The organism is Pseudomonas sp. THAF187a, from assembly GCF_009363395.1.
Taxonomy (GTDB): domain Bacteria; phylum Pseudomonadota; class Gammaproteobacteria; order Pseudomonadales; family Pseudomonadaceae; genus Aquipseudomonas; species Aquipseudomonas khazarica.
Genome location: NZ_CP045349.1, coordinates 1,529,069 through 1,552,359 on the forward strand (window position 1 = coordinate 1,529,069; position 23,291 = coordinate 1,552,359).

The 23,291-nt window shown below is 65.0% G+C and carries 25 protein-coding genes; 7 read left to right on the forward strand and 18 right to left on the reverse strand.

Annotated features, from left to right (window positions below):
- Nucleotides 1–44 precede the first annotated feature (44 nt).
- Complete coding sequence (locus FIV02_RS07075) at nt 45–1,166, reverse strand: branched-chain amino acid ABC transporter substrate-binding protein (protein WP_037055470.1); 1,122 nt, start codon at nt 1,164–1,166, stop codon at nt 45–47.
- Nucleotides 1,167–1,460: 294 nt separating this feature from the next.
- Between FIV02_RS07075 and FIV02_RS07080 the strand changes: the two genes are divergently transcribed.
- Together FIV02_RS07080 and FIV02_RS07085 are read left to right on the forward strand one after the other, a co-directional pair.
- Entirely contained in the window at nt 1,461–1,778 is a 318-nt protein-coding gene (locus tag FIV02_RS07080; RefSeq protein WP_037055475.1) for a DUF2288 domain-containing protein, read from the forward strand.
- 91 nt (nt 1,779–1,869) lie between these two features.
- On the forward strand, nt 1,870–2,238 hold the full coding sequence (locus FIV02_RS07085; RefSeq protein ID WP_047584483.1) for a DUF5064 family protein: 369 nt from the start codon (nt 1,870–1,872) through the stop codon (nt 2,236–2,238).
- A gap of 107 nt (nt 2,239–2,345) precedes the next feature.
- Here FIV02_RS07085 and FIV02_RS07090 read toward each other — a convergent pair whose 3' ends face one another.
- From FIV02_RS07090 to pyrC, 3 genes are all read right to left on the reverse strand, one after another.
- Entirely contained in the window at nt 2,346–2,564 is a 219-nt protein-coding gene (locus tag FIV02_RS07090; RefSeq protein ID WP_037055480.1) for a bacterioferritin-associated ferredoxin, read from the reverse strand.
- Nucleotides 2,565–2,744: 180 nt separating this feature from the next.
- Entirely contained in the window at nt 2,745–3,419 is a 675-nt protein-coding gene (gene rnt, locus FIV02_RS07095; protein ID WP_047584482.1) for a ribonuclease T, read from the reverse strand.
- Nucleotides 3,416–4,462 carry a dihydroorotase gene (gene pyrC / locus FIV02_RS07100; protein WP_152488219.1) on the reverse strand — a complete coding sequence of 349 codons (1,047 nt, stop codon included), beginning with the start codon at nt 4,460–4,462 and terminating at the stop codon, nt 3,416–3,418. Before pyrC ends, rnt begins: the two co-directional genes overlap by 4 nt.
- A 152-nt stretch (nt 4,463–4,614) precedes the next feature.
- Here pyrC and FIV02_RS07105 point away from each other — a divergent pair, with 152 nt between their 5' ends.
- The 3 genes from FIV02_RS07105 (at nt 4,615) to gloA (ending at nt 7,431) form a co-directional block, all read left to right on the forward strand.
- The gene (locus FIV02_RS07105; protein ID WP_037055486.1) at nt 4,615–5,550 is read left to right on the forward strand and encodes an OmpA family protein; all 936 of its coding nucleotides are present in this window, start codon (nt 4,615–4,617) and stop codon (nt 5,548–5,550) included.
- 178 nt (nt 5,551–5,728) lie between these two features.
- On the forward strand, nt 5,729–6,946 hold the full coding sequence (locus FIV02_RS07110; RefSeq protein ID WP_037055488.1) for an argininosuccinate synthase: 1,218 nt from the start codon (nt 5,729–5,731) through the stop codon (nt 6,944–6,946).
- Between the two features lie 92 nt (nt 6,947–7,038).
- Nucleotides 7,039–7,431, forward strand: a complete 393-nt coding sequence (gene gloA, locus FIV02_RS07115; RefSeq protein WP_037055490.1) for a lactoylglutathione lyase — start codon at nt 7,039–7,041, stop codon at nt 7,429–7,431.
- 52 nt (nt 7,432–7,483) lie between these two features.
- Here gloA and FIV02_RS07120 read toward each other — a convergent pair whose 3' ends face one another.
- The 10 genes from FIV02_RS07120 to metG all read right to left on the reverse strand — a co-directional run bounded on the left by FIV02_RS07120 (nt 7,484) and on the right by metG (nt 17,780).
- Nucleotides 7,484–7,663: a PA3496 family putative envelope integrity protein gene (locus tag FIV02_RS07120; protein ID WP_004423730.1), complete on the reverse strand. Its 180-nt coding sequence runs from the start codon at nt 7,661–7,663 to the stop codon at nt 7,484–7,486.
- Nucleotides 7,664–7,775: 112 nt separating this feature from the next.
- Nucleotides 7,776–8,414: an endonuclease III gene (gene nth / locus FIV02_RS07125; protein WP_037055492.1), complete on the reverse strand. Its 639-nt coding sequence runs from the start codon at nt 8,412–8,414 to the stop codon at nt 7,776–7,778.
- 101 nt (nt 8,415–8,515) lie between these two features.
- Entirely contained in the window at nt 8,516–9,223 is a 708-nt protein-coding gene (locus tag FIV02_RS07130) for an electron transport complex subunit E (protein ID WP_152488220.1), read from the reverse strand.
- Nucleotides 9,220–9,855: an electron transport complex subunit RsxG gene (gene rsxG / locus FIV02_RS07135; RefSeq protein ID WP_037055496.1), complete on the reverse strand. Its 636-nt coding sequence runs from the start codon at nt 9,853–9,855 to the stop codon at nt 9,220–9,222. The genes FIV02_RS07130 and rsxG overlap by 4 nt, the downstream gene beginning before the upstream one ends.
- Before the next feature lie 2 nt (nt 9,856–9,857).
- Complete coding sequence (locus FIV02_RS07140) at nt 9,858–10,889, reverse strand: RnfABCDGE type electron transport complex subunit D (RefSeq protein WP_152488221.1); 1,032 nt, start codon at nt 10,887–10,889, stop codon at nt 9,858–9,860.
- 136 nt (nt 10,890–11,025) lie between these two features.
- The gene (gene rsxC / locus FIV02_RS07145; RefSeq protein WP_256663088.1) at nt 11,026–13,677 is read right to left on the reverse strand and encodes an electron transport complex subunit RsxC; all 2,652 of its coding nucleotides are present in this window, start codon (nt 13,675–13,677) and stop codon (nt 11,026–11,028) included.
- A complete protein-coding gene (gene rsxB, locus FIV02_RS07150; protein WP_134676336.1) occupies nt 13,674–14,249 on the reverse strand; it encodes an electron transport complex subunit RsxB in 576 nt (191 codons plus the stop codon). The genes rsxC and rsxB overlap by 4 nt, the downstream gene beginning before the upstream one ends.
- A complete protein-coding gene (rsxA, locus tag FIV02_RS07155) occupies nt 14,246–14,830 on the reverse strand; it encodes an electron transport complex subunit RsxA (RefSeq protein ID WP_037049106.1) in 585 nt (194 codons plus the stop codon). The genes rsxB and rsxA overlap by 4 nt, the downstream gene beginning before the upstream one ends.
- A gap of 124 nt (nt 14,831–14,954) precedes the next feature.
- On the reverse strand, nt 14,955–15,722 hold the full coding sequence (locus FIV02_RS07160) for a DUF4349 domain-containing protein (RefSeq protein WP_152488222.1): 768 nt from the start codon (nt 15,720–15,722) through the stop codon (nt 14,955–14,957).
- A 21-nt stretch (nt 15,723–15,743) separates the two neighbouring features.
- Nucleotides 15,744–17,780, reverse strand: a complete 2,037-nt coding sequence (gene metG / locus FIV02_RS07165; RefSeq protein WP_047593052.1) for a methionine--tRNA ligase — start codon at nt 17,778–17,780, stop codon at nt 15,744–15,746.
- A gap of 171 nt (nt 17,781–17,951) precedes the next feature.
- On the opposite strand from metG, the gene apbC reads away from it, so the two are divergent.
- Nucleotides 17,952–19,040 (forward strand): iron-sulfur cluster carrier protein ApbC, encoded by a 1,089-nt coding sequence (apbC, locus tag FIV02_RS07170; RefSeq protein WP_134676333.1) that lies wholly within the window; start codon nt 17,952–17,954, stop codon nt 19,038–19,040.
- 403 nt (nt 19,041–19,443) lie between these two features.
- Here apbC and FIV02_RS07175 read toward each other — a convergent pair whose 3' ends face one another.
- Nucleotides 19,444–19,656 (reverse strand): cold-shock protein, encoded by a 213-nt coding sequence (locus tag FIV02_RS07175; RefSeq protein WP_037049100.1) that lies wholly within the window; start codon nt 19,654–19,656, stop codon nt 19,444–19,446.
- A gap of 301 nt (nt 19,657–19,957) precedes the next feature.
- Between FIV02_RS07175 and dcd the strand changes: the two genes are divergently transcribed.
- A complete protein-coding gene (gene dcd, locus FIV02_RS07180) occupies nt 19,958–20,524 on the forward strand; it encodes a dCTP deaminase (RefSeq protein ID WP_013714599.1) in 567 nt (188 codons plus the stop codon).
- A gap of 56 nt (nt 20,525–20,580) precedes the next feature.
- On the opposite strand, the gene nadE is transcribed toward dcd, so the two are convergent.
- The 3 genes from nadE to FIV02_RS07195 are packed head-to-tail and all read right to left on the reverse strand — an operon-like array spanning nt 20,581 to nt 23,259.
- A complete protein-coding gene (gene nadE, locus FIV02_RS07185) occupies nt 20,581–21,408 on the reverse strand; it encodes an ammonia-dependent NAD(+) synthetase (protein ID WP_152488223.1) in 828 nt (275 codons plus the stop codon).
- A gap of 10 nt (nt 21,409–21,418) precedes the next feature.
- Complete coding sequence (gene pncB, locus FIV02_RS07190; protein ID WP_037049097.1) at nt 21,419–22,618, reverse strand: nicotinate phosphoribosyltransferase; 1,200 nt, start codon at nt 22,616–22,618, stop codon at nt 21,419–21,421.
- On the reverse strand, nt 22,615–23,259 hold the full coding sequence (locus FIV02_RS07195) for a nicotinamidase (RefSeq protein ID WP_047586569.1): 645 nt from the start codon (nt 23,257–23,259) through the stop codon (nt 22,615–22,617). Before FIV02_RS07195 ends, pncB begins: the two co-directional genes overlap by 4 nt.
- Nucleotides 23,260–23,291: the final 32 nt, after the last annotated feature.

A 23,291-nucleotide genomic window follows, 5' to 3' on the forward strand; every position in this document is an offset into this window, starting at 1 on the left:
AGCCCACTGCAGGCTGCAGTGGGCTTTGGGTTCAGGCGGGAAGCTTACTTGGCTTCGGACTTGGAACCGTCCTGGTGCCATTCGTACACCACGAAGCTGAAGTCCTTCAGATCGCCCTTCTCGTCGAAGGCCAGGGTGCCGGTGGGGGTGTCGAAGCTGTTGGAGCGCAGGGCGGCAGCTACCTTGGCGGTATCGGTGTCGCCGGCTTTCTCGATGCCTTCAGCGATGACCTGAACGGCAGCGTAGGCCGGGAACACGAACGGGCCGCTCGGGTCTTCGTTCTTGGCCTTGAAGGCCTCGACCAGAGCCTGGTTCTTCGGATCCTGGTCGAAGGACTTCGGCAGGGTGACCAGCAGGCCTTCGGAAGCCGGGCCGGCGATGGCCGAGATTTCCTTGTTACCCACGCCTTCCGGACCCATGAACTTGACGTTCAGGCCACGCTCTTTGGTCTGGCGCAGCAGCAGGCCCAGTTCCGGGTGGTAGCCACCGTAGTAGACGAAGTCGACACCCGCCTGGTTGAGCTTGGCGATCAGCGCGGAGAAGTCCTTGTCGCCGGCGTTGATGCCTTCGAACATGGCGACTTTCACGCCTTTACCTTCCAGGGTCTGCTTGACCGCGGTGGCGATGCCTTCGCCGTACTGCTGCTTGTCGTGGATGACGGCAACGCTCTTCGGCTTGATGTGGTCGGCGATGAAGTTACCGGCGGTCGGGCCCTGCAGGCTGTCCAGACCGATGGTACGGAAGACCAGCTCGTAGCCACGAGCGGTGATGTCCGGGCTGGTGGAAGCCGCGGTGATCATCAGGATGCCTTCGTCTTCGTAGATGTCGGAGGCCGGCTGGGTGGAGCTGGAGCACAGGTGGCCAACCACGAACTTGACTTCGTCGTTGACGATCTTGTTGGCAACGGCCACGGCCTGCTTCGGATCGCACGCGTCGTCGTAGACCACGCCTTCGAGCTGGGCGCCGTTCACGCCGCCAGCCTTGTTGATCTGCTCAATGGCCATCTTGGCACCGATGAATTGCATCTCGCCGTACTGTGCGACGGCACCGGTCACCGGACCGGCCAGGCCGATCTTGATGGTGTCGGCTGCCATCGAGTAGCTGGCCGCCCCCGCCAGTGCCATTGCCGCGAACAGTTTGGAAATCTGCTTAGTAGCCTTGTTCATGAATGCTCCAGTCTTGTGTTTTTCATTGTTGTAGTTCTTGCGGCCGAAGCTGCAGAACCGGGTCCTTGATCCCGGTAATGCCCCCGGCAACTGTACCGGAACAGTGTAGAGCGCGGATTTGCGCCTTGAAAAGCCGGCAGCGGGAGGCGAAACACGGGGTTGTCGCTTAAATGCAAGAAATGTATAGAAAAACGGCGTGGCCTGGGTCGGCTGGCGAGCGTCGCGCAGTTGCCAGGGCAACGCTCGACGTTATCATGCGCGCCTGCACTTACCGCCATCGACACGGGGCACACCATGACGGAACAATCTAGCACCCTCTATGCCAAGCTGCTCGGCGAGACAGCGGCCATCACCTGGCAGGAGCTGCAGCCATTCTTCGCCCGGGGCGCGCTGCTCTGGGTCGACGGGGCGCAGGATCTGGTGGCGATCGCGCAGGCCGTGGCGGAGAACGACCAGGCCAAGGTTGCCGAGTGGATGAACCAGGGGCTGCTGAGCAAGCTCGAAGATGCACAGGCCGAAGATCTGCTGACGCGTGATCCGCAGCTCTGGGCCGTGGTGGTCGCGCCCTGGGTGCTGGTTCAGGAGAGGGCAGGGCAGTCGACGCTGCACTGAAATGTCGCGCGGCAGCGCTGTAGGTCCCGGTCTAGACTGTCCGGGCGCGTTCCTCGGTACTTTGCCAGCGCAATCGATAAGGAGAGCAAGCATGTTCGAACCCGGTCATCTGCATCGCAGCAGGCTGCCTGGTCTGGATGGTCAGCCCGGCTACAGCATCGACTTCCACTACGAGGTGCGTCAGGACGCGCAGGAAGGCCCGATGCTGCACGGACGCCTGGCTGGCGAGATCGATGGCAAGGCCTTCGAGGAAGTCTTCGAAATGCACCGCGACACGGCGTTCAATTTCGCCAGCGTGATCTCCCGCCTGGTGGCCAAGCATGGCCTGCACCCCAACCACAGCCCGATCATGCGCGAGCACGAAGAGTACGACGCGATCTTCGAGGACATTCGCGCCAAGCTGCACACCAAGCCGGGGGATGCGGTGAACTTCGATCACCTGGAGCGTGATGGTCTGTAGCACGTCGGATGCGGGGGCATTTGCGTCGACCGACGCGGCGGCTCGCTGACCACAGGCCATAAAAAAACCGGATGCTGAGATCCGGTTTTTTGTGTGCGGGGCCTGTGTCAGGCGGCGACGAAGCCGGCAGGGTAGGCGAGGGAGGCCTGGCTGCTTTGCACTTCGGCGATGGTCTCGCGAACGACCTGCTTGGCCAGGCAGGCGCACTTGCCGCACTGGCTGGCGATGCCGAGCGAGCCGCGGACTTCACGATAGCTGCAGCAGCCTTCGTAAACCGCATCGCGGATTTGTGTATCGGTGACACCTTCACAGAGGCAGACGTACATGGGGCAAGGCTCGCCTTGGTGGTTCTGTTCGATGAGTCGGATACTAATGTTAATGAGAATGCTTGTCAAAGATCGATTGCGAATGCTCGCGCCTCCTGACGAACGGCGCAGGCCGCGCATTTTCCAGGCATGAAAAAACCGGCAGGTGCCGGTTTTTTGATACGCATACGGAGGCAGGGATCAGTGGTCGAACTCGTCCCAGCCGCCCATTTCCTTCCAGCGGTTGACGATGCCGCAGAATAGCTCGGCGGTCTTCTCGGTGTCGTAGCGCGCCGAGTGCGCCTCCTTGCCGTCGAACTCGATACCGGCAGCCTGGCAGGCCTTGGCCAGTACGGTCTGGCCATAGGCGAGGCCGGCCAGCGTGGCGGTGTCGAAACTGGAGAAGGGGTGGAACGGGTTGCGCTTGATGCCGCAGCGCGTCACGGCGGCATTGAGGAAGCCGAGGTCGAAGCTGCTGTTGTGCCCGACCAGGATCGCGCGCTTGCAGCCGGCCGATTTGATCGACTTGCGAATGCCCTTGAAGATTTCCCCCAGGGCATGGTCCTCGCTCACCGCCATGCGCAGCGGGTGATCGAGCTTGATGCCGGTGAACTCCAGGGCCGCTTGTTCGATGTTGGCGCCCTCGAAGGGCTCGATGCGGAAGAAGTGGGTGTGATCCGGATAGAGGAAACCCGTCTCGTCCATGGCGATGGTGGTGGCGGCGATTTCCAGCAGCGCGTCGGTGGCGCTGTTGAAACCACCGGTCTCCACGTCCACCACGACCGGCAGGTAGCCACGAAAGCGCGCTGCCATCGGCGAGCGTGGGCCGGCCGGCAGGCTCGGGTCCAGTTCGTCGTCGTAGTTGTCTTCGCTCATGCCTGGGCCTCCAGCAGCTTCCAGCGCAGGGTTTCGCCGGCGCGCAGGGGCACTACGCTGTTCTCGCCGAGCGGTAGGCTGGCCGGTACGGTCCATTCCTCGCGCACCAGGGTGATGCTTTCGCTGTTGCGCGGCATGCCGTAGAAGTCCGGGCCGTGGAAGCTGGCGAAGGCCTCCAGCTTGTCCAGCGCGCCGCGCTGTTCGAAGGCCTCGGCATACAGCTCGATGGCGGCGTAGGCGGTGTAGCAGCCGGCACAGCCGCAGGCGGCTTCCTTGGCATGCTTGGCGTGCGGCGCCGAGTCGGTGCCGAGGAAGAACTTGGCGTTGCCACCGGTGGCGGCGTCGAGCAGGGCTTCCTGGTGCACGTTGCGCTTGAGGATCGGCAGGCAATAGAAGTGCGGGCGAATGCCACCGACCAGCATGTGGTTGCGGTTGTACAGCAGGTGGTGGGCGGTGATGGTGGCGCCGACGTTGGCCGAGGCGGCCTCGACGAACTGCACGGCGTCACGGGTGGTGATGTGCTCGAACACCACCTTGAGCGTCGGGAAGCGCTCGACCACGCGACTCAGGTGCTCGTCGATAAAGATCTTCTCGCGGTCGAACACGTCGATCTCGGCGCGGGTCACTTCGCCGTGCACCAGCAGCAGCATGCCGACTTCGGCCATGGCTTCCAGGGCCGGGAAGATCTTGTCGATGCTGGTCACGCCCGAGTCGGAGTTGGTGGTGGCGCCGGCCGGGTAGAGCTTGGCCGCATGCACGAACCCGCTGGCCTTGGCCGCGCGCACGTCTTCGGGGCTGGTGTTGTCGGTGAGGTAGAGCACCATCAGCGGCTCGAAACGGCTGCCGGCCGGGCGTGCGGCCAGAATGCGCTGGCGGTAGGCGTCGGCCTCGGCGGTATTGCGCACCGGCGGTACCAGGTTGGGCATGATGATGGCGCGGCCGAAAGTGCGCGCGGCATCGCCGACGGTGTGTGGCAGCACCGCGCCGTCGCGCAGGTGGATGTGCCAGTCATCGGGACGCAGAAGAGTCAGACGGTCGGACATGGAGGCTTCCAGGCGGGTAAAACGTGGCCGCATGGTACCTGAAAAGCAGCTGTTCGCGCTTGCGCCGACGTGACAATCACGCGCAGGGGTCAAGTTTTCGCGCGGCTGACCGATATCAGCAGAGAATGCCGTGAACCGCCCTGGAGCCTGCCGTGCGTGCGCCCTATTTCATCCTGATCAGCCTGCTGGCTGGCATGCCTCTGTGCCTGCCGGCGCATGCCATCAGCTTCCAGACCCGGCTGGAGAAGGTGGAGTGGAAGGTCGAGGGTGATCAGTTCGAGTGCCGCCTGAGCCAGCCGATCAGCAACTTCGGCAGCGGCGAGTTCGTGCGCCGCGCCGGTGAGCAGGTGACGTTCCGCCTGAAGGCCCGTGAACATTGGATGGGCGCCGGCTCGGCGACCCTGCTGGCGGCTGCGGCGCCGTGGCAGCCCGGACGCGAGGACATCAATCTGGGCGTGGTCAGCGTCGGCCAGGGCGAGGTGCCGTTCAACACCTCGCAGGAGCAGGGCGCGCGCCTGCTCAGCGGCCTGCTGGAAGGGCGCAGCCCAGTGGTGCGCCACCGTACCTTCAATGGTGGGGAGCGCCTGGAGGTGCGCCTGCTGCCGGTGAAGTTTCACCAGGCCTACGATGACTACCAGGCCTGTACGGCCAAGTTGCTGCCGGTCAACTTCGACCAGATCCGCCAGGCGCAGATCGGTTTCCCCGGCGGCGGCATCGACCTGGATCCGATGGCCAGGGCCAAGCTCGACATCGTTCTCGAGTTCGTCAAGGCCGACCCCAGCATCAACAGCTTCCAGATCGACGGCCACGCCGACAACACCGGCAATCGCCTGACCAATCGCGATCTCTCGCGCCGTCGCGCGCTGGCCGTGCAGGACTATCTCAAGGCAGGTGGCATCCCGGCCGAGCAGATTACCGTGCGCTTCCACGGCGAGCGCTATCCGCTGGTGCCGAACAACAGCGAGGCCAACCGCGCCAGGAACCGCCGGGCGACCCTGCGCCTGGACCGCGTGCCCGTGCCGGAAGCGGCGCCACAGACCACGCCGGCGAGTCCGGCTGCCGACCCCGCAGGCAGCACGCCCTCCTGAGACATGCGGCACCACGGCGGGGCCGCGAGTCCGCTCGAGGGTGGCCGCCGGCGTCCACGGCCGGAAAATGACCGCTTATCCTCGTCGCTTCGTCATCACAAGCTGTCGCGCCTCTGTAAATTGACCGGCAGGGTCAGTAGAATCACGGGTTTTACCGTACAACCCGTGGAGTGATGGCATGGCGGACGTCAAAAAGGTAGTTCTGGCCTATTCCGGTGGCCTGGACACCTCGGTGATCCTCAAGTGGCTGCAAGATACCTACAACTGTGAAGTGGTGACCTTCACCGCCGACCTCGGTCAGGGCGAAGAGGTCGAGCCGGCCCGTGCCAAGGCACAGGCGCTGGGCGTCAAGGAAATCTACATCGACGACCTGCGCGAAGAATTCGTCCGCGACTTCGTCTACCCGATGTTCCGTGCCAACACCATCTACGAAGGCGAGTACCTGCTGGGTACGTCCATCGCCCGTCCGCTGATCGCCAAGCGCCTGATCGAGATCGCCAACGAGACCGGCGCCGACGCCATCTCCCACGGCGCCACCGGCAAGGGCAACGACCAGGTGCGTTTCGAGCTGGGCGCCTACGCGCTGAAGCCGGGCGTCAAGGTCATCGCGCCGTGGCGCGAGTGGGACCTGCTGTCGCGCGAGAAGCTGATGGACTATGCCGAGAAGCACGCCATCCCGATCGAGCGCCACGGCAAGAAGAAGTCGCCGTACTCCATGGACGCCAACCTGCTGCACATCTCCTACGAGGGCGGCGTGCTGGAAGACACCTGGACCGAGCACGAAGAAGACATGTGGCGCTGGACCAAGTCGCCGGAAGCGGCGCCGGACGTCCCCACCTACATCGAGCTGACCTACCGTGGCGGTGACATCGTTGCCATCGACGGCAAGGACATGAGCCCGGCGCAGGTGCTGGCCGAGCTGAACCGCATCGGCGGCGAGAACGGCATCGGCCGTCTCGATATCGTCGAGAACCGTTTCGTCGGCATGAAGTCCCGTGGCTGCTACGAGACCCCCGGCGGCACCATCATGCTCAAGGCGCACCGCGCCATCGAGTCGATCACCCTCGACCGTGAAGTGGCGCACCTGAAAGACGAGCTGATGCCGAAGTACGCCAGCCTGATCTACAACGGTTTCTGGTGGAGCCCGGAGCGCGTCATGCTGCAGCAGATGATCGACGCCTCGCAGGCCAACGTGAACGGCGTGGTCCGCCTGAAGCTGTACAAGGGCAACGTCATCGTCACTGGCCGCAAGTCCGACGACTCGCTGTTCGACGCCAACATCGCGACCTTCGAGGAAGACGGCGGCGCCTACAACCAGCAGGACGCGGCGGGCTTCATCAAGCTCAACGCCCTGCGCATGCGCATCGCCGCAGGCAAGGGCCGCAAGCTGCTCTGATAGACTGCTTGCAGCGTGTCAAACGACCCCGGCCACGCGCCGGGGTTCGTCATTCTGGGCCCGGTAACAGCGGGCCGATGAGGAGAACAGCCATGAGACTGCTGCACACCATGCTGCGTGTCGGCGACCTGGACAAGTCCATCGCCTTCTATACCGAAGTGCTGGGCATGACCCTGCTGCGCCGCAAGGACTATCCGGACGGCCAGTTCACCCTGGCGTTCGTCGGCTATGGCGACGAGGCGCATAACAGCGTGATCGAACTGACCCACAACTGGGGCGTCGACAGCTACGAGCTGGGTAGCGGCTACGGCCACATCGCCCTGGAAGTGGAAGATGTCTACAAGGCCTGTGAGGATATCCGCTCGCGCGGCGGCAAGATCACCCGTGAGCCGGGGCCGATGAAGCATGGGACGAGCATCCTGGCCTTCGTCGAGGACCCGGACGGCTACAAGGTCGAGCTGCTCTCGCCCTCGCGTCGCGACTGATTGCCGCGTCGATGAAAAAAGCCCCGCGTCTGCGGGGCTTTTTCGTGCGGCTTCAGATATCGAAGTCGTATTCGGCCAGCTGTTTGTGCAGGCGGCGCTCTTCGAGGAAGTTGTCGATGATGCGGCGTTTGGTCAGGTTGGTCTTGGCAACTTCCACCGCAGGCTCGGCATCGTCTGCATCGTCCGCGACAAAGTCTTCGTCCAGTTCGAGGTCTTCTTTGTCTGTGCTCATCTATTCCACTCCAGGCCCATTACCAGGGGCCATTTGCGCACCTTATAGCGGCAAAAATTGAGCGGGTAAAAAAGATTTTTTCAATCAGAAGATCGCCGGATTCTATGGTCGATCAATCGTCCGAGGTCTTGGCCTTGTACTCGCACAGGTCTTCGATGCGGCAGGCGCCACAGCGCGGTTTGCGCGCGGTGCAGACGTAGCGCCCATGCAGGATCAGCCAGTGGTGGGCGTCGAGCAGATAATCCCTGGGCACGAACTTGAGCAGCTTCTTCTCCACCTCCAGCACGTTCTTGCCCGGGGCGATGCCGGTGCGGTTGCTGACGCGGAAGATGTGCGTGTCCACGGCCATGGCCAACTGACGAAAGGCGGTGTTGAGCACCACGTTGGCGGTCTTGCGGCCCACGCCGGGCAGGGCTTCGAGGTCCTCGCGGTTGTCCGGTACCTGACTGCCGTGCTTCTCGATGAGGATGCGGCAGGCCTCGATGACGTTCTTCGCCTTGCTGTTGTACAGGCCGATGGTCTTGATGTACTCGGACAGGCCCTCGACGCCGAGGGCGTAGATCGCCTCCGGCGTGTTGGCCACCGGGAACAGCTTGGCCGTGGCCTTGTTGACGCTGACGTCGGTGGCCTGGGCCGAGAGCGTCACCGCCACCAGCAGCTCGAAGGGGTTGCTGTAGGCCAGCTCGGTCTTCGGCTCGGGGTTGTCCTCGTGCAGGCGACGGAAGATTTCCAGGCGTTTGGCTGCGTTCATGGCTCAGGGGTTCTGGCGTAGCCCGGATGCAATCCTGGGCGGGTGGTTTCGGCATTCCCGGATTGTATCCGGGCTAGGGTTTGTCGCTCACCTGGGCGCCATCACTCGATGACTCCGGTGACCCGCACGCGGCGGCTCTGTGCTGGCGCCTCGGGCGCAGCGGCCTTGGCCCGTTCGGCGGCGATCTGGTCGATGCGGTTCTTGCCGGCGATCAGCAGGCCCAGGACGATGAAGGCGCCCGGCGGCAGGATGGCCAGCAGGAAACCGCGGTAGTCCTGCACCAGGGTGAGCTTCCAGTCGGCCGCGACCGGGCCGAACAGCAAGTGCATGTTGGCGAACAGGGCGCCCGTGCCGAGCAGCTCGCGTATCGAGCCGATCAGCACCAGCACCACGCCGAAGCCGAGGCCCATCATCAGGCCGTCATAGGCGGCGCGCGCCGGGTCGTGCTTGGCGGCGAAACCGTCGGCGCGGCCGAGGATCACGCAGTTGGTGGTGATCAGCGGGATGAAGATGCCGAGGATCTGGTACAGCTCGTAGGTGTAGGCCTGCATCAGCAGTTCGATGCAGGTGGTCAGTGCAGCGATGATCATGACGAAGGCCGGCAGGCGCACGGCGGTGTTGACCACCCCACGCACCAGCGACACGGCGGTGTTGGAGCAGATCAGCACCACGGCGCTGGCCAGCGCCAGGCCGAGGGCGTTGACCGTAGAGTTGCTCACCCCGAGCAGCGGGCAGAGGCCGAGCAGCTGCACCAGCGCCGGGTTGTTCTTCCACAGGCCGTTGAGGGTGATGTCGCGATAGCTGGTCATCGTTCATCCTCCGTCAGGCCCAGCAGCTGGGCGCGATGGCTGGCGAAGTAGCGCAGGGCGCCGTGCACGGCCTTGACCACGGCACGCGGGGTGATGGTGGCACCGGCGAACTGGTCGAAGTCGCCGCGATCCTTCTTCACCGCCCAGCCTTCCTCGTCGGGATCGCTCAGGGACTTGCCGGCGAAGCCGAGTATCCAGTCGCTCTTGGCCAGCTCGATGCGGTCGCCCAGGCCGGGGGTTTCCTTGTGGCTGAGCACGCGCACGCCGGCCAGGCGACCGTCGGCGTAGATGCCCACCAGCAGGTGGATGGCGCCACTGTAGCCGTCCGGCGCGGTGACCGGCAGGATCAGCGCACTGGGCTGGCCGTCCTTGAACGCCAGGTAGGCCGACTGCGGGCTGCGGTGGCCCAGTTCCGGCGCGTCGAGTTCGATGCGATTGTCCAGCAGGTGGTTGTCGTAGCTGCCGGCCGGCAGGATCTCGGCGAGGGCGCGCACCTGCGCCTCGCGCTCGGCGTTGGCGATGCGCTCGGCGGTGCCTTGTTGCAGCAAGGCGACGCTGCCCACCGTGGCGATGGCGAACAGGCCAAGCACCAGGGCGTTCTTCAGCATCGAGCGGCTGATTTCCGGCAGCATGCTCATTCTCCCAGCTTGAAGCCGCTGTTGGGCTTGCGATGGCCGTAGCTGCGCGGCCGCGTGTAGTAGTCGATGGTCGGTGCCGCGAGGTTCATCAGCAGCACCGCGAAGGCCACCGCATCCGGGTAGCCGCCCCAGGTGCGGATCACGTAGACCAGCACGCCGACGCCGATGCCGAACACCAGCCGGCCACGATTGCTGGTGGCGCCGGATACCGGGTCGGTGACGATGAAGAAGGCGCCGAGCATGGTCGCGCCGGTGAGCAGGTGGAACAGCGGCGAGCCATTGGAGTCGGAGCCGCTGCCGTTCCAGAACAGCAGGCTCATGACGAACAGCGCAGCGAGCATGCCCACCGGTGCGTGCCAGGTGAACAGGCGCTTGTGCAGCAGGTACAGGCCGCCGGCGAGGAAGGCCAGGTTGACCGCTTCGCTGCCCGCACCGCCGAAGCGACCGAAGGCCAGGTTGACGGCGTACAGTTCGTCGATGGTCAGGCTCTTGTTGACCTTCAGGGCGTCGAGTGCGGTGGCCTGCGCCCAGCCGTCGGGCAGGCTGGCCAGGCCAAGGATGTGCTTGATCCCGTCCAGCGCGGCGACGCCGTGCGGTGCGGGCCAGCTGGTCATGTCGACGGGGAAGGAAATCAGCACCACCACGTAGCCGACCATGGCCGGGTTGAACGGGTTCTGCCCGAGGCCGCCGTAGAGCTGCTTGCCGAAGCCGATGGCGAAGCCGCAGGCGACCAGCGTCAGCCACCAGGGCGAGTAGGGCGGCAGGGCCACGGCCAGCAGCACGGCGGTGACCAGGGCGCTGTAGTCCTTGAGGAAGAATGCCAGCGGGCGCTTGCGTGCGGCCAGCAGTGCGGCTTCGAAGCCCAGTGCGCAGAGGCTGGCCCAGACCAGGTTGAACAGGGTGCCGATGCCGAACAGCCAGGTCAGGGCGAAGATGCCCGGCACGGTGGCCAGCAGCACCTGCAGCATGACCTGCTGGGTACGGTTGCTGCCCGTGGCGTGGGGCGATGTGATGCGGGGCAGGGCCATCGGCGCTCCTGTTACTGCGTTCGTGTTGATCGCAGTGGGTATTCATTCCCCGGATTGCATCCGGGCTACGGTGGTCTGTGTTGCCCGGATGCTCTGGGCTGTCGTCATGTCGCCCGGATCTCATCCGGGGCGATCGTTACGTCTGGTATTCGGCCAGCTTGCGTTCGGCCTCGGCCAGGCGGCTGCGTGCCTGCTCCAGTGCATCGGCTGCGGCGCTGTCGTCACGTTCGAGCTTGCGCAGGTCGGCGCGGGCGAAGGCGACTTCGGTCTTCAGCGCCTTCTGCTCGGCATCCACGCCGGGGCGCTCGGTGCGCACCAGTTGCGGTGCCGGTTTGTCCGAGTTCTCCTCGGCGGCATGCAGGGCCTGCTCGGCTGCGGCCAGGGCATCGCGCAGTGGTTGCAGCGCGCTTTCGTCGCTGCCGGCCTTCTCGGCCTTCTTCAGTTCGGCGCGCTTCATCGCCAGCTCGATCTTGGCTTTTTTCAGCGCCTCGTCGCCGGCGGGCTTGGCGGCGGCAGCGGGCTTCTCGCTGTCCAGTTCGGCCAGGGCCTTCTCAGCGGCTTCCAGCTGCTGGCGTACACGGGCGATTTCGGCCTGCTGTTCATCGTCCGGGCTGTCGAGCTTCTCCAGCTTGCGCAGCTGGGCCTTGAGCATGGCGGCTTCGATCTTGGCCTTCTTCAGCGCCTCGTCGCCGGCGGGTTTGGCAGCGGCAGCGGGTTTCGCGCTGTCCAGTTCGGCCAGGGCCTTTTCGGCGGCTTCCAACTGCTGGCGCACGCGGACGATCTCGGCCTGCTGTTCGTCGTCCGGGCTGTCGAGCTTCTCCAGCTTGCGCAGCTGGGCCTTGAGCATGGCGGCTTCGATCTTGGCCTTCTTCAGTGCCTCGTCGCCGGCGGGTTTGGCAGCGGCAGCGGGCTTCTCGCTGTCCAGTTCGGCCAGGGCCTTCTCAGCGGCTTCCAGCTGCTGGCGCACGCGGGCGATTTCGGCCTGCTGTTCGTCGTCCGGGCTGTCGAGCTTCTCCAGCTTGCGCAGCTGGGCCTTGAGCATGGCGGCTTCGATCTTGGCCTTCTTCAGTGCCTCGTCGCCAGCGGCTTTCGGTGCGGGCGCGGGGGCGGCAGCCTGGGCCTCGGCCAGCGCTTGCTGCGCGGCCTCGGCGGCACGGCGCAGCTCGGCGACCTGCGCCTGCAGCTCGGCGGTGTCGTGGGCGGCCAGTTGCTTTTCCGCCTTCTTCAGCGCGACCTGGGCCATGCTGGCTTCGATCTTGAGTTTCTTCAGCGCTTCATCCGCTGGCGAGGCTGCTGCTGCCGGAGGCGCTTCGGCCTGCGCCGCCTTGGCGCGCGCGGCTTTCTCGGCGCGGGCCTTGCGTTCGGCTTCCTTCTGCTCCTCGGCGCGGCGCAGGCGTTCCTGGCGTTGCTCGAAGCGCTGCTTGGAGTGTTCGGCCTTGAGCTGCTTCTGCTCCAGCTCGCGAATCTCCGCCTTGGCCACGCGGTAGTACTGCACCAGCGGGATGCTCGACGGGCAGACGTAGGCGCAGGCGCCGCATTCGATGCAGTCGAACAGATTGTGCGCCTTGAGCTGCTCGTGTTCCTGGCCCAGGGCGAAGAAATGCAGCTGCTGCGGCAGCAGGCTGGCCGGGCAGGCCTCGGCACATTCGCCACAGCGAATGCAGGGCATGGCGGGTGGTGGTGCCGGCAGTTCCTCGGCGGTGCTGGCGAGCAGGCAGTTGCTGGTCTTGATCAGCGGCACGTCAAGGCTGGGCAGGGTGAAGCCCATCATCGGTCCGCCCATGATCAGGCGATTGAGCCTGCCCTGGTCGAGCCCGGCGAAGGCCAGCAGCTCGCGGACGGGCGTGCCGATCAGCGCCTCGACGTTGCCGGGCCGCGCCAGCGCGGCGCCGGTGAGCGTGGTGATGCGCGAGATCAGCGGTTTGCCCAGCAGCACGGCGTCATGGATGGCCACGCAGGTGCCGACGTTCTGGCAGAGGATGCCGATATCGGCCGGCAGCCCTCCGCTGGGCACCTCGACGCCGGTGAGAATCTGGATCAGCTGCTTCTCGCCGCCGGACGGGTACTTGGTGGGGAACACCCGTACCTGGAAATCGTGCCCGGCGCAGGCGGCCTGCACGGCGGCGGCGGCTTCGGGCTTGTTGTCCTCGATGCCAATCAGCACCTGCTCCGGCTGGATCAGGTGGGCCAGCACGGCGATACCGGCCACCAGGTCGGCGGCGCGCTCGCGCATCAGCACGTCATCGGCGGTGATGTAAGGTTCGCACTCGGTGCCGTTGATGATCAGCGTGTGGATCTTCTGTGTCGGCCGCGCGGTGAGCTTGACCGCCGTGGGGAAGCCGGCGCCGCCCAGGCCGTTGATGCCGGCCTCGCGGATCAGCGTCAGCAGTTCGCCGGGCTCCAGGCTGCGGTAGTCGGCGGGGAGCGTCAGTGGCAGCCACTCATCCAGGCCGTCGCTGTCGATGACGATGGCCGGCGCCAGCATGCCGGAGGCATGTGGGTAGGGCTGCTCGCCGATGCAGGCGATGGTGCCGGAGGTCGGTGCGTGTAGCGGCACGCTGACGAAGCCGTTGGCCTCGGCGATCTTCTCGCCCTTGCGCACGCGCTGACCGACCGCCACGCAGGGCTCGGCGGCGGCGCCGATATGCTGGCCGAGCGGCAGCACCAGGCGCTTGGGCAGGGGCAGCGCCTGGACCGGCGTGCGGTTGGACAGGTCCTTGTGCTCGGCCGGATGGATGCCGCCGGGGATGTCCCAGATCTTCATGGGGTCTTTCAGTACGGCGCTCATGCGGCCTGCTCCCGGTCACTGGCGATCAGCTGGCCGGGCGCCAGTGGCTTGTCCCATTTCCAGCTCTGCACCGTGCTGCCGACTTCGAGCATGTCGATGCAGTCCACCGGGCAGGGCTCGACGCACAGGTCGCAGCCGGTGCACTCGCTGACGATCACCGTATGCATCTGCCGCGCCGCGCCGACGATGGCGTCCACCGGGCAGGCCTGGATGCACTTGGTGCAGCCGATGCACTCCGCCTCACGGATGAAGGCGACCATCTGCGGCTTCTCGCCTTCCACTGCGTCCAGTGGCTCCGGCTCGACGTCGAGCAGGTCGGCCAGGGCGGCGATGGTCGCCTCGCCTCCGGGCGGGCACTTGTTGATCTTGTCGCCGCCGGCGATGGCCTCGGCGTAGGGCTTGCAGCCGGGGTAGCCGCACTGGCCGCACTGGGTCTGCGGCAGCAGGGCGTTGATCTGCTCGGCGATGGGGTCGCCCTCGACGCGAAAGCGCACGGCGGCGAAGCCGAGGATGGCGCCGGCGATCAGGCACAGCGCGAGCAGCGCGGCGATCGCGACCAGGACCAGGCTCATAGCTTGATCAGCCCGGAGAAGCCCATGAACGCCAGCGACATCAGGCCGGCGGTGATCATGCCGATGGCCGCACCCTGGAAGGACTTGGGCACGTCGGCGATGGCGATGCGCTCACGCATGGCGGCGAACAGCACCAGCACCAGGGAGAAGCCCAGGCCGGCGGCGAAACCGTTGACGGTGGCGGTGATGAAGGTGAACTCGCTCTTGTTGGCGTTGAGCAGGGCCACGCCGAGCACGATGCAGTTGGTGGTGATCAGCGGCAGGAAGATGCCCAGCACGCGGTACAGCAGGGGGCTGGTCTTGTTCACCACCATCTCGGTGAACTGCACGGTCACGGCAATCACCAGGATGAAGCTGATGGTGCGCAGGAACTCCAGGTCCAGCGGTTTCAGCACGTATTGCTGCACCAGGTAGCTGCACATGGCCGCCAGGGTCAGCACGAAGGTGGTGGCCAGCGACAGGCCGATGGCGGTTTCGATCTTCTTCGACACGCCCATGAACGGGCACAGGCCGAGGAACTGCACCAGCACGAAGTTGTTGACCAGGATGGCGCTGACCATGATCAGGACGAGTTCGGTCATCGGGTTGCCGTCGAATGCGCAAAGGCCTTAGGAAAAGGGCGCCTATTATCGGGAAGCAGCCCTGGCCATACAAGCCGCATGCGGCGAATCGCCTGCACTTGGCGACCATTCGTCACAGCTGGACTCAGTGACGGGTGAGGCGTCGCCACAGTTTGCGCAGGCCGAGGGCCACGGGGAACAGCACGATGAGGAAGGGCAGGCTGTAGCCGATGAACTCGATCAGGTTGGCGGTGCCTTCGGCGAGGTTGTCCTGCAGGCGCGAGAACGCTTCGCCAATGCGCCCCAGGGGCGAACGCTCGTAGGGGCTGCTGAAGCGCAGGGTCAGCAGGTTGGTGTCCAGGCGCCGTTGTTGTTGGGCGGCGTCCTGGGCGATGGCCTGCAGCTGCACTTCCAGGGCGGCCTGTTCACGGGCCAGGGCAAGCAGGTCGGCGACGGCGAGGTCGTCGCGTTTCTCGAATTGCTGCAGGGTGCGCTGCTGGCGCAGCAACTGCTCGTGCTGGCGACGGTTGTCGGCAACCGCCTGGGCCAGGTCCTCGGCGTGGGTGGTGCGGCTGGTCAGTTCACCGTCTGCGCTGGCGAGCTGGGTGATGGCCTCGACGCCATCGGGGACGATGCGCAGGGTCAGTTCGCCACGCGGCGCCTGGCCGCTGCTCTGTTGCGCCGTGATCAGGCTGCAGGCGCCGAAGCGCTCGCTCAGGCACGCCTCGCGGGTAGCCGCGAGGCGCTCGCCGATACGTTCGGCGGGCAGTTCGATGGCCACATGGTGTTCATAGGCCAGGTAGCTGTCGGCCTTGTTGCGTTCGCCCTGCAGGGCGCCGCCCTGCGGCAGGCCCGACGGGTCTGAGCAACCCGCCAGGACGAACGCAAGCGTTGCCGCCATCCATGGTTTCATCGAGGCCTCCTGGCGTGTGGCTTACTTGACGCGCTGGCCCGGCTTGGCGCCGCTGTCCGGGCTGAGCAGGTAGATATCTTCACCGCCGGGGCCGGCCGCCAGGACCATGCCCTCGCTGATGCCGAACTTCATCTTGCGCGGCGCCAGGTTGGCGACGTACAGGGTCAGGCGGCCTTCCAGCTTGCTCGGGTCCGGGTAGGCGGACTTGATGCCGGAGAACACGTTGCGCTTCTCGTCACCGATATCCAGCGACAGGCGCAGCAGCTTGTCGGCGCCCTCGACGAACTCGCACTTCTCGATCAGCGCGATGCGCAGGTCGACGGCGGCGAAGGCATCGAAGTTGATCTCGGCCGCCAGCGGGTCCTTGGCCAGCTCGCCGTTGCCCTGTGGTTTGGCGGCTTCGGCGGCCAGATCTTCCTTGGAGGCTTCGGTCATGGCGTCGATCTTCGCTTGTTCGATACGGGTCAGCAGCGGGCTGAACGGGTTCAATTGGTGGTTGGCCAGCGGCAGCGCCAGGTCGGCCCAGGTCTGCGGGGCGACATTGAGGAAGGCCTCGGCGTCGGCGGCCAGCTGCGGCAGCACCGGCTTGAGCATGATCACCAGCTGACGGAACAGGTTGATGCCCAGGGCGCAGATTTCCTGCACCTCGGCCTGCTTGCCTTCCACCTTGTTCAGGGCCCAGGGGGCCTTGTCGGCGATCCAGGCGTTGGCGCGGTCGGCCAGCGCCATGATCTCGCGCATGGCGCGGGAGAAGTCGCGCGCCTCGTAGGCCTCGGCGATGCTCGGCGCGGCGGCGCGGAAGGCGTTCCACAGCTCCGGCTCAGGGTCGGCGGCGACCAGCAGGCCGCCGTTGCCCTTGTGGATGAAGCCGGCGCAGCGGCTGGCGATGTTGACCACCTTGCCGACCAGGTCGGAGTTGACCTTCTGCACGAAGTCCTCGAGGTTCAGGTCGAGGTCATCGACGCCACGGCCCAGCTTGCTGGCGTAGTAGTAACGCAGGTATTCCGGGTTCAGGTGGTCCAGGTAGGTGCGCGCCTTGATGAAGGTGCCGCGCGACTTGGACATCTTCTGCCCGTTGACGGTCAGGTAGCCGTGCACGTTGACGGCGGTCGGCTTGCGGTAGCCGGCGCCTTCGAGCATGGCTGGCCAGAACAGGGCGTGGAAGTTGACGATGTCCTTGCCGATGAAGTGATACAGCTCGGCGCTGGAGTCCTTGCCCCAGAAGGCGTCGAAGTCCAGTTCCGGGCGGCGCGAGCAGAGGTTCTTGAAACTGGCCATATAGCCGATCGGCGCATCCAGCCAGACGTAGAAGTACTTGCCCGGTTCATCGGGAATCTCGAAGCCGAAGTAGGGCGCATCGCGGCTGATGTCCCACTCCTGCAGGCCGCCGTCGAGCCATTCGGCGATCTTGTTGGCAACCGCCTCCTGCAGGGCGCCGGAGCGGGTCCACTGCTTGAGCATGGCTTCGAAGTCCGGCAGCTTGAAGAAGAAGTGCTGCGACTCCTTGAGCACCGGGGTGGCGCCGGAGATGGCCGACTTCGGGTTCTTCAGCTCGGTCGGCGAATAGGTGGCGCCGCATTTCTCGCAGTTGTCGCCGTACTGGTCCTCGGTGCCGCACTTCGGGCAGGTGCCCTTGATGAAGCGGTCGGCGAGGAACATGCCCTTCTCGGGGTCGAAGTACTGGGTGACCGCGCGCGTGGCGATGTGGCCCTTGTCGCGCAGCGCCAGGTAGATCGAGGACGACAGCTCGCGGTTCTCTTCCGAGTGGGTCGAGTGGTAGTTGTCGAAGGCCACGCCGAACTCGGCGAAATCGGCCATGTGCTCGGCGCGCACACCGTCGATCAGTTGCTCGGGCGTGATGCCTTCCTTCTCGGCGCGCAGCATGATGGCCGAGCCGTGGGCGTCGTCGGCACAGACGTAGATGGCCTGGTTGCCGCGCAGTTTCTGGTAGCGCACCCACATATCGGTCTGTACGTACTCGAGCATGTGGCCGAGGTGGATCGAACCGTTGGCATAGGGGAGGGCGCTGGTAACGAGGATCTTGCGGGCTTCGGTCATGGTGATCGGCTGCACTGGTAAAACGAGGGAAGTCAGCAACTATAAAGCAGCGACAGTCTGCAAGCCACCAGCGACAACGAGCGTCGTTGTTGCTCGCGGCGTGACGCTCGCGGCCCGTGGCTGCTGTTAAGATGACGCTCTGATTTCCTGCCTGCCTTCTGGAGTTCTTGCATGAGTGCCGTCACCCGCGAAGCGGTCGAAGCCTGTCTGCGTCAGTTCACCGACCCCCACCTCGATCAGGACCCGGTCAGCGCCGGCTGTCTGCGTGAGGTCGACATCCAGGGCGGGCGGGTCTCCGTGCGCCTGGAGCTCGGTTACGCCGCCGGCCTGTTCAAGAACGGCTGGGCGCAGATGCTGCAGATGGCGCTGGAGAACCTCGACGCCGTCGACAGTGCGCGCGTGCAGGTCGATTGCGTGATCGACTCGCACCAGGGGCAGGCCCAGGTGCCGGCCCTGCAAGGGGTGAAGAACGTGATCGCGGTGGCCTCGGGCAAGGGTGGCGTGGGCAAGTCCACCACCGCCGCTAACCTGGCGCTGGCGCTGGCCCGCGAAGGCGCGCGGGTCGGTATTCTCGATGCGGACATCTATGGCCCGAGCCAGGGCATCATGTTCGGTATCGCCGAGGGTACCCGGCCGCTGGTCAAGGAGCAGAAGTGGTTCGTGCCGCTCGAAGCCCATGGCGTGCAGGTGATGTCCATGGCCTTTCTCACCGACGACAACACGCCGATGGTCTGGCGCGGGCCGATGGTCAGCGGTGCGCTGCTGCAGCTGATCACCCAGACCGCCTGGAATGAGCTCGACTACCTGGTGGTGGACATGCCGCCGGGCACCGGCGACATCCAGCTGACTCTGGCGCAGAAGGTGCCGGTGGCCGGCAGCGTGATCGTCACCACGCCGCAGGACCTGGCCCTGCTGGATGCGCGCAAGGGCGTGGAGATGTTCCGCAAGGTGCACATCCCGGTGCTCGGCGTGGTGGAGAACATGGCCGTGCACATCTGCTCCAACTGCGGCCATGCCGAGCATCTGTTCGGCGAAGGCGGCGGCGAGAAGCTGGCTGCGCAGTACGGCGTCGAGTTGTTGGCATCGCTGCCACTGTCGATGGCCATCCGCATGCAGGCCGACGACGGCAAGCCGACCACGGTGGCCGATCCGGAAAGCCAGATCGCCATGATCTATCAGGAGCTGGCACGCAAGGTGGGCGCGCGCATCGCCCAGGCCGGCAAGCCGAGCATGCCGAGCATCGAAATCAGTGATGATTGAGAGCGGCTGCGCAGTAGCCATCTGCTGACCCTCTCCCATTCATGGGAGAGGGTGCCCGAAGGGCGGGAGAGGGCGCTCGGCGCGGCGGTTTTGGCTCTCGTATCCCTTCGGGGCGCTGGGGGCAACACTGTAGGTGCTTCCGCAGTGCGGCGCCGCCAGCATCCCCCTCTCCCCCAGCCCCTCTCCCGCAAGCGGGAGAGGGTAGCGCCGACGCTTGCGGTGCTGGCCTGCTTCCACGGATTGATGGGCTTCGCTGCGCGCCTCAGCCACCCTGGGCTGCCGCTTTTGTAGGAGCGGCTTCAGCCACGAATTTCGCGCATCGATCCGCTCCCACAGGGCGTGCAAACAGGCACAAAAAAGCCCCGCACTAGGCGGGGCTTTTTCAGCAGCTCAAAAGCGCAGATCAACCAACGATCTGAACTTCTTCAGCTTGCATGCCTTTCTGGCCACGGGTAGCCACGAAGGAAACCTGCTGGCCTTCCTTCAGGGTCTTGAAGCCGTCGGCCTGGATGGCTTTGAAGTGAACGAACAGGTCGTCACCGGATTGCGGAGTGATGAAGCCGTAGCCTTTCTCATCGTTGAACCACTTGACGGTGCCAGTCTGACGATTGGACATGTTGATGTCTCCTAACAAAAGTAATAGCAGCCCTGGAAAAGCCCAGGCCGGGACTGAGTGCAACGAGTACTAGGAGTCGGACGATGTTTGGATCGAAATCTAGGCATCTAGTAGCGATTCGCGGTGACACATGCAGCACAGTGGGCACACCATACGTGTTTTTATCGCCAAGTGCGAATGGTCGATGCAGCTTTTTTTGCAAATAATGACCAAGCGCTCGGCGGGCAATCTTTGATGCGTGGCGCGCGCATCGGTAAGATGCGCTCACTTTTTCGTAATCGCCCACTCAGGACCCTTCGCCATGAGCATCAAATCGGACAAGTGGATTCGCCGCATGGCCCAGGAACACGGCATGATCGAGCCCTTCGTCGAGCGCCAGGTGCGTGGCGCCGACGCCAGCCGGGTGATCTCCTACGGTGTCTCCAGCTACGGCTACGACGTGCGCTGCGCGGATGAATTCAAGGTGTTCACCAACATTCACTCCGCCGTGGTAGACCCGAAGAACTTCGACGAGAAGAGCTTCGTCGACATCAAGAGCGACGTCTGCATCATCCCGCCGAACTCCTTCGCCCTGGCCCGCACCGTCGAGTACTTCCGCATTCCGCGTGACGTGCTGACCATCTGCCTGGGCAAGAGCACCTACGCGCGCTGCGGCATCATCGTCAACGTCACGCCGCTGGAACCGGAATGGGAAGGCCACGTGACCCTGGAGTTCTCCAACACCACCAACCTGCCGGCGAAGATCTACGCCAACGAAGGCGTGGCGCAGATGCTTTTCCTGCAGTCCGATGAGGCCTGCGAGGTCTCCTACCGTGACCGTGGCGGCAAGTACCAGGGCCAGACCGGCGTGACACTGCCCAAGGCCTGATGTTTTCGCAGGCATGAAAAAGCCGGGCGCTTGCCCGGCTTTTTCATGCCCGTTGCTCAGGGTACCAGAGGCAGCTCACGCTTGTGGCGGGTGTTGTCGTAGGTGCGCACGATGGTGGCATAGGCCTCGTCACTGACGGCCTCGCCATGCAGGAAGGCGTCGATCTCGGCATAGGTCACGCCATGCGCTTCCTCGTCCGGCTTGCCCGGGCGCAGTTCTTCCAGGTCGGCGGTCGGGGTCTTCATCACCAGGTGTTGCGGCGCCCCCAGGTGCCTGGCGATGGCGCGTACCTGGTTTTTCACCAGGCCGGACAGCGGGGCGAGGTCGCAGGCGCCATCGCCGAACTTGGTGAAGAAGCCCATCACTGCCTCGGCTGCGTGGTCAGTGCCGATCACCAGGCCGTTGTTGGCGTTGGCGATGGCGAACTGGGCGACCATGCGGATGCGCGCCTTGACGTTGCCGACGACGAAGTCGCGGCGGGCGTCGTTCAGCTTCTGCAGGTGGGTGACCTGCTCGCCGAGGCCGTTGACCGCGCCGGCGATGTTCACGGTGTCGTCCTCGTCGGCGCGGATGAATTTCAGCGAGTCCTGGGCATCCTGCTCATCGTGCTGAGCGTTGTGCGGCAGGCGCACGGCGATGAAGCGGTAGGCGCTGTCACCGGTTTCCGTGCGCAGTTCCTCGACCGCAAGCTGCGCCAGGCGCCCGGCGGTGAGGGAGTCGACGCCACCGCTGATACCCAGCACCAGCACCTTGAGGCCGGATTGCTTGAGCACGTGCTTGATGAAGGTCTTGCGTCGCTCGATTTCCGCGTTCAGCGCGGCGTCGTCGGCGAACGGCGGCACCACGTCGAGGGCGGCGGCGATTTCGGCTTGGCGGTTGCTCATGTCTGGGTCCTCACTGGGTCACGCGAAAGACGTGTTTCAGGTAGCTGACGAAATTCTCGTCGCGGCATTGGGTCTTGCCGGGCGTGTCGGAAATCTTCGCCACGGGTTGGCCGTTGCAGGCGATCATCTTGATCACGATGTTCATCGGCTCGACGCCGGGGATGTCGCAGGTCAGGTTGGTGCCGACCCCGAAGCTTACGTGGATTCGTCCGGAAAGTGCACGGTAGAGGCGCAGCGACTTCTCCAGGTCGAGCCCGTCGGAGAACACCAGGGTCTTGCTCAGCGGATCGATGCCTAGCTTCTCGTAGTGGGCGATGGCCTTTTCCGCCCAGACCAGCGGGTCGCCCGAGTCGTGGCGCAGGCCGTCGAACAGCTTGGCGAAGTACAGATCGAAGTCGGCCAGGAAGGCGTCCATGGTGATGCAGTCGGTCAGGGCGATGCCCAGCTGGCCCCGGTACTCGCGGACCCAGCAGTCCAGTGCGGCGCTCTGGCTGTCGATCAGGCGCGGGCCGAGCTGCTGGTGGGCCATCAGCCATTCGTGGGCCATGGTGCCGATGGGCTTGAGTTCGAACTCGCGGGCCAGGTGCAGGTTGCTGGTGCCGACGAAGCGCCCGGGGAAGTCGCGCTTGAGGATGCGCACGGCCTGCTCCTGCGCACGGTAGGAGAAGCGCCGGCGGGTGCCGAAGTCGGCGAGCTGGAAGCCGGCCAGCTCGTCGTCGCTGGCCTCGCTGCGCAACCAGTCGATTTTCTCGTAGAGGCGCTCGGCGGCCTGCTCCAGCACCACTTCGCGGTAGCGATAGCGGTTGCGCACTTCGCTGATGATGGCCAGCAACGGCACTTCGAAGAGGATCACGTGCAGCCAGGGGCCGCGCAGGCGGATGCTCAGCTGGCCGTCTTCGATGCTGGTGTGCACGTAGCGCAGGTTGAAGCGGAACAAGCTGAGGAAGCGGATGAAGTCCGGCTTGATGAACGGGATGCGCTCGAGGAAGGCCAGCTGGTCGACCGTCAGGCTCAACTCGCTGAGGCGCTCGAACTGGTAGCGAATCTCGGCCAGGTAGGGGGTCAGGTCTTCACTGTTGCGGCAGCGGAACTCCCATTCCACCTCGGCATTGGGGTAGTTGTGCAACACCGCCTGCATCATCGTCAGCTTGTACAGGTCGGTGTCGAGCAGGTTCTGCACGATACGGTCGGCGAAAATGCTGTCGCTCATCCTTGGGTCTCCAGAGTCAGGATCGCATCCAGCTCTTCCTGGCTGGCGGCGAGGGTAATGCCGGCGTCGTTCATCGCGCGGCAGGCCGGCACGGCCGTTTCTTCGGCGATGGCGCGGCAGGCGGGCAGGTAGACGATCACCTCGAAGCCTGCACGGCGCAGTTGCAGCGCGGTGGTCTTGACGCAGTAATCCAGCGCCAGGCCGCCGACCAGTACACGCTCGACGCCATTGTGCCGGAGAAACTCGATCACGCCCGTGCTGCGCTTCTCGGCCAGGTCGTGGTAGCAGGCGCCGTAGGGGTGCAGGTCGGGTTCCACGCCTTTCCACACGAAGTAGTCATAGTCCAGCGGCGCGGGCAGGCCGTCGAGCAGTTCGAAGCCGGGGGTGCCAGGTACGCAGTGGCTGACCCAGGTCAGGTCGGCATTGGCCAGGGGCAGGGGGCGCAGCATCTCCGCGTGGCTGTCGACGACCCAGGCGGCCTGCGGGCTGTGCGCATCCTTGCTGCCGATGCGCAGCTGCGCCCGTGCGGCCAGCTGATTGAGCGCCGGCACGATGGCATCGCCCTCGGGCACCGGCAGCTCGTTGGGGCACAGCGGGGTGAAGCCTTTCTGGGCATCGACGTCGAAGCTGGCGATCTTCATGGTGTGCCTCCTTTCTGCGTGTAAGTGACTAC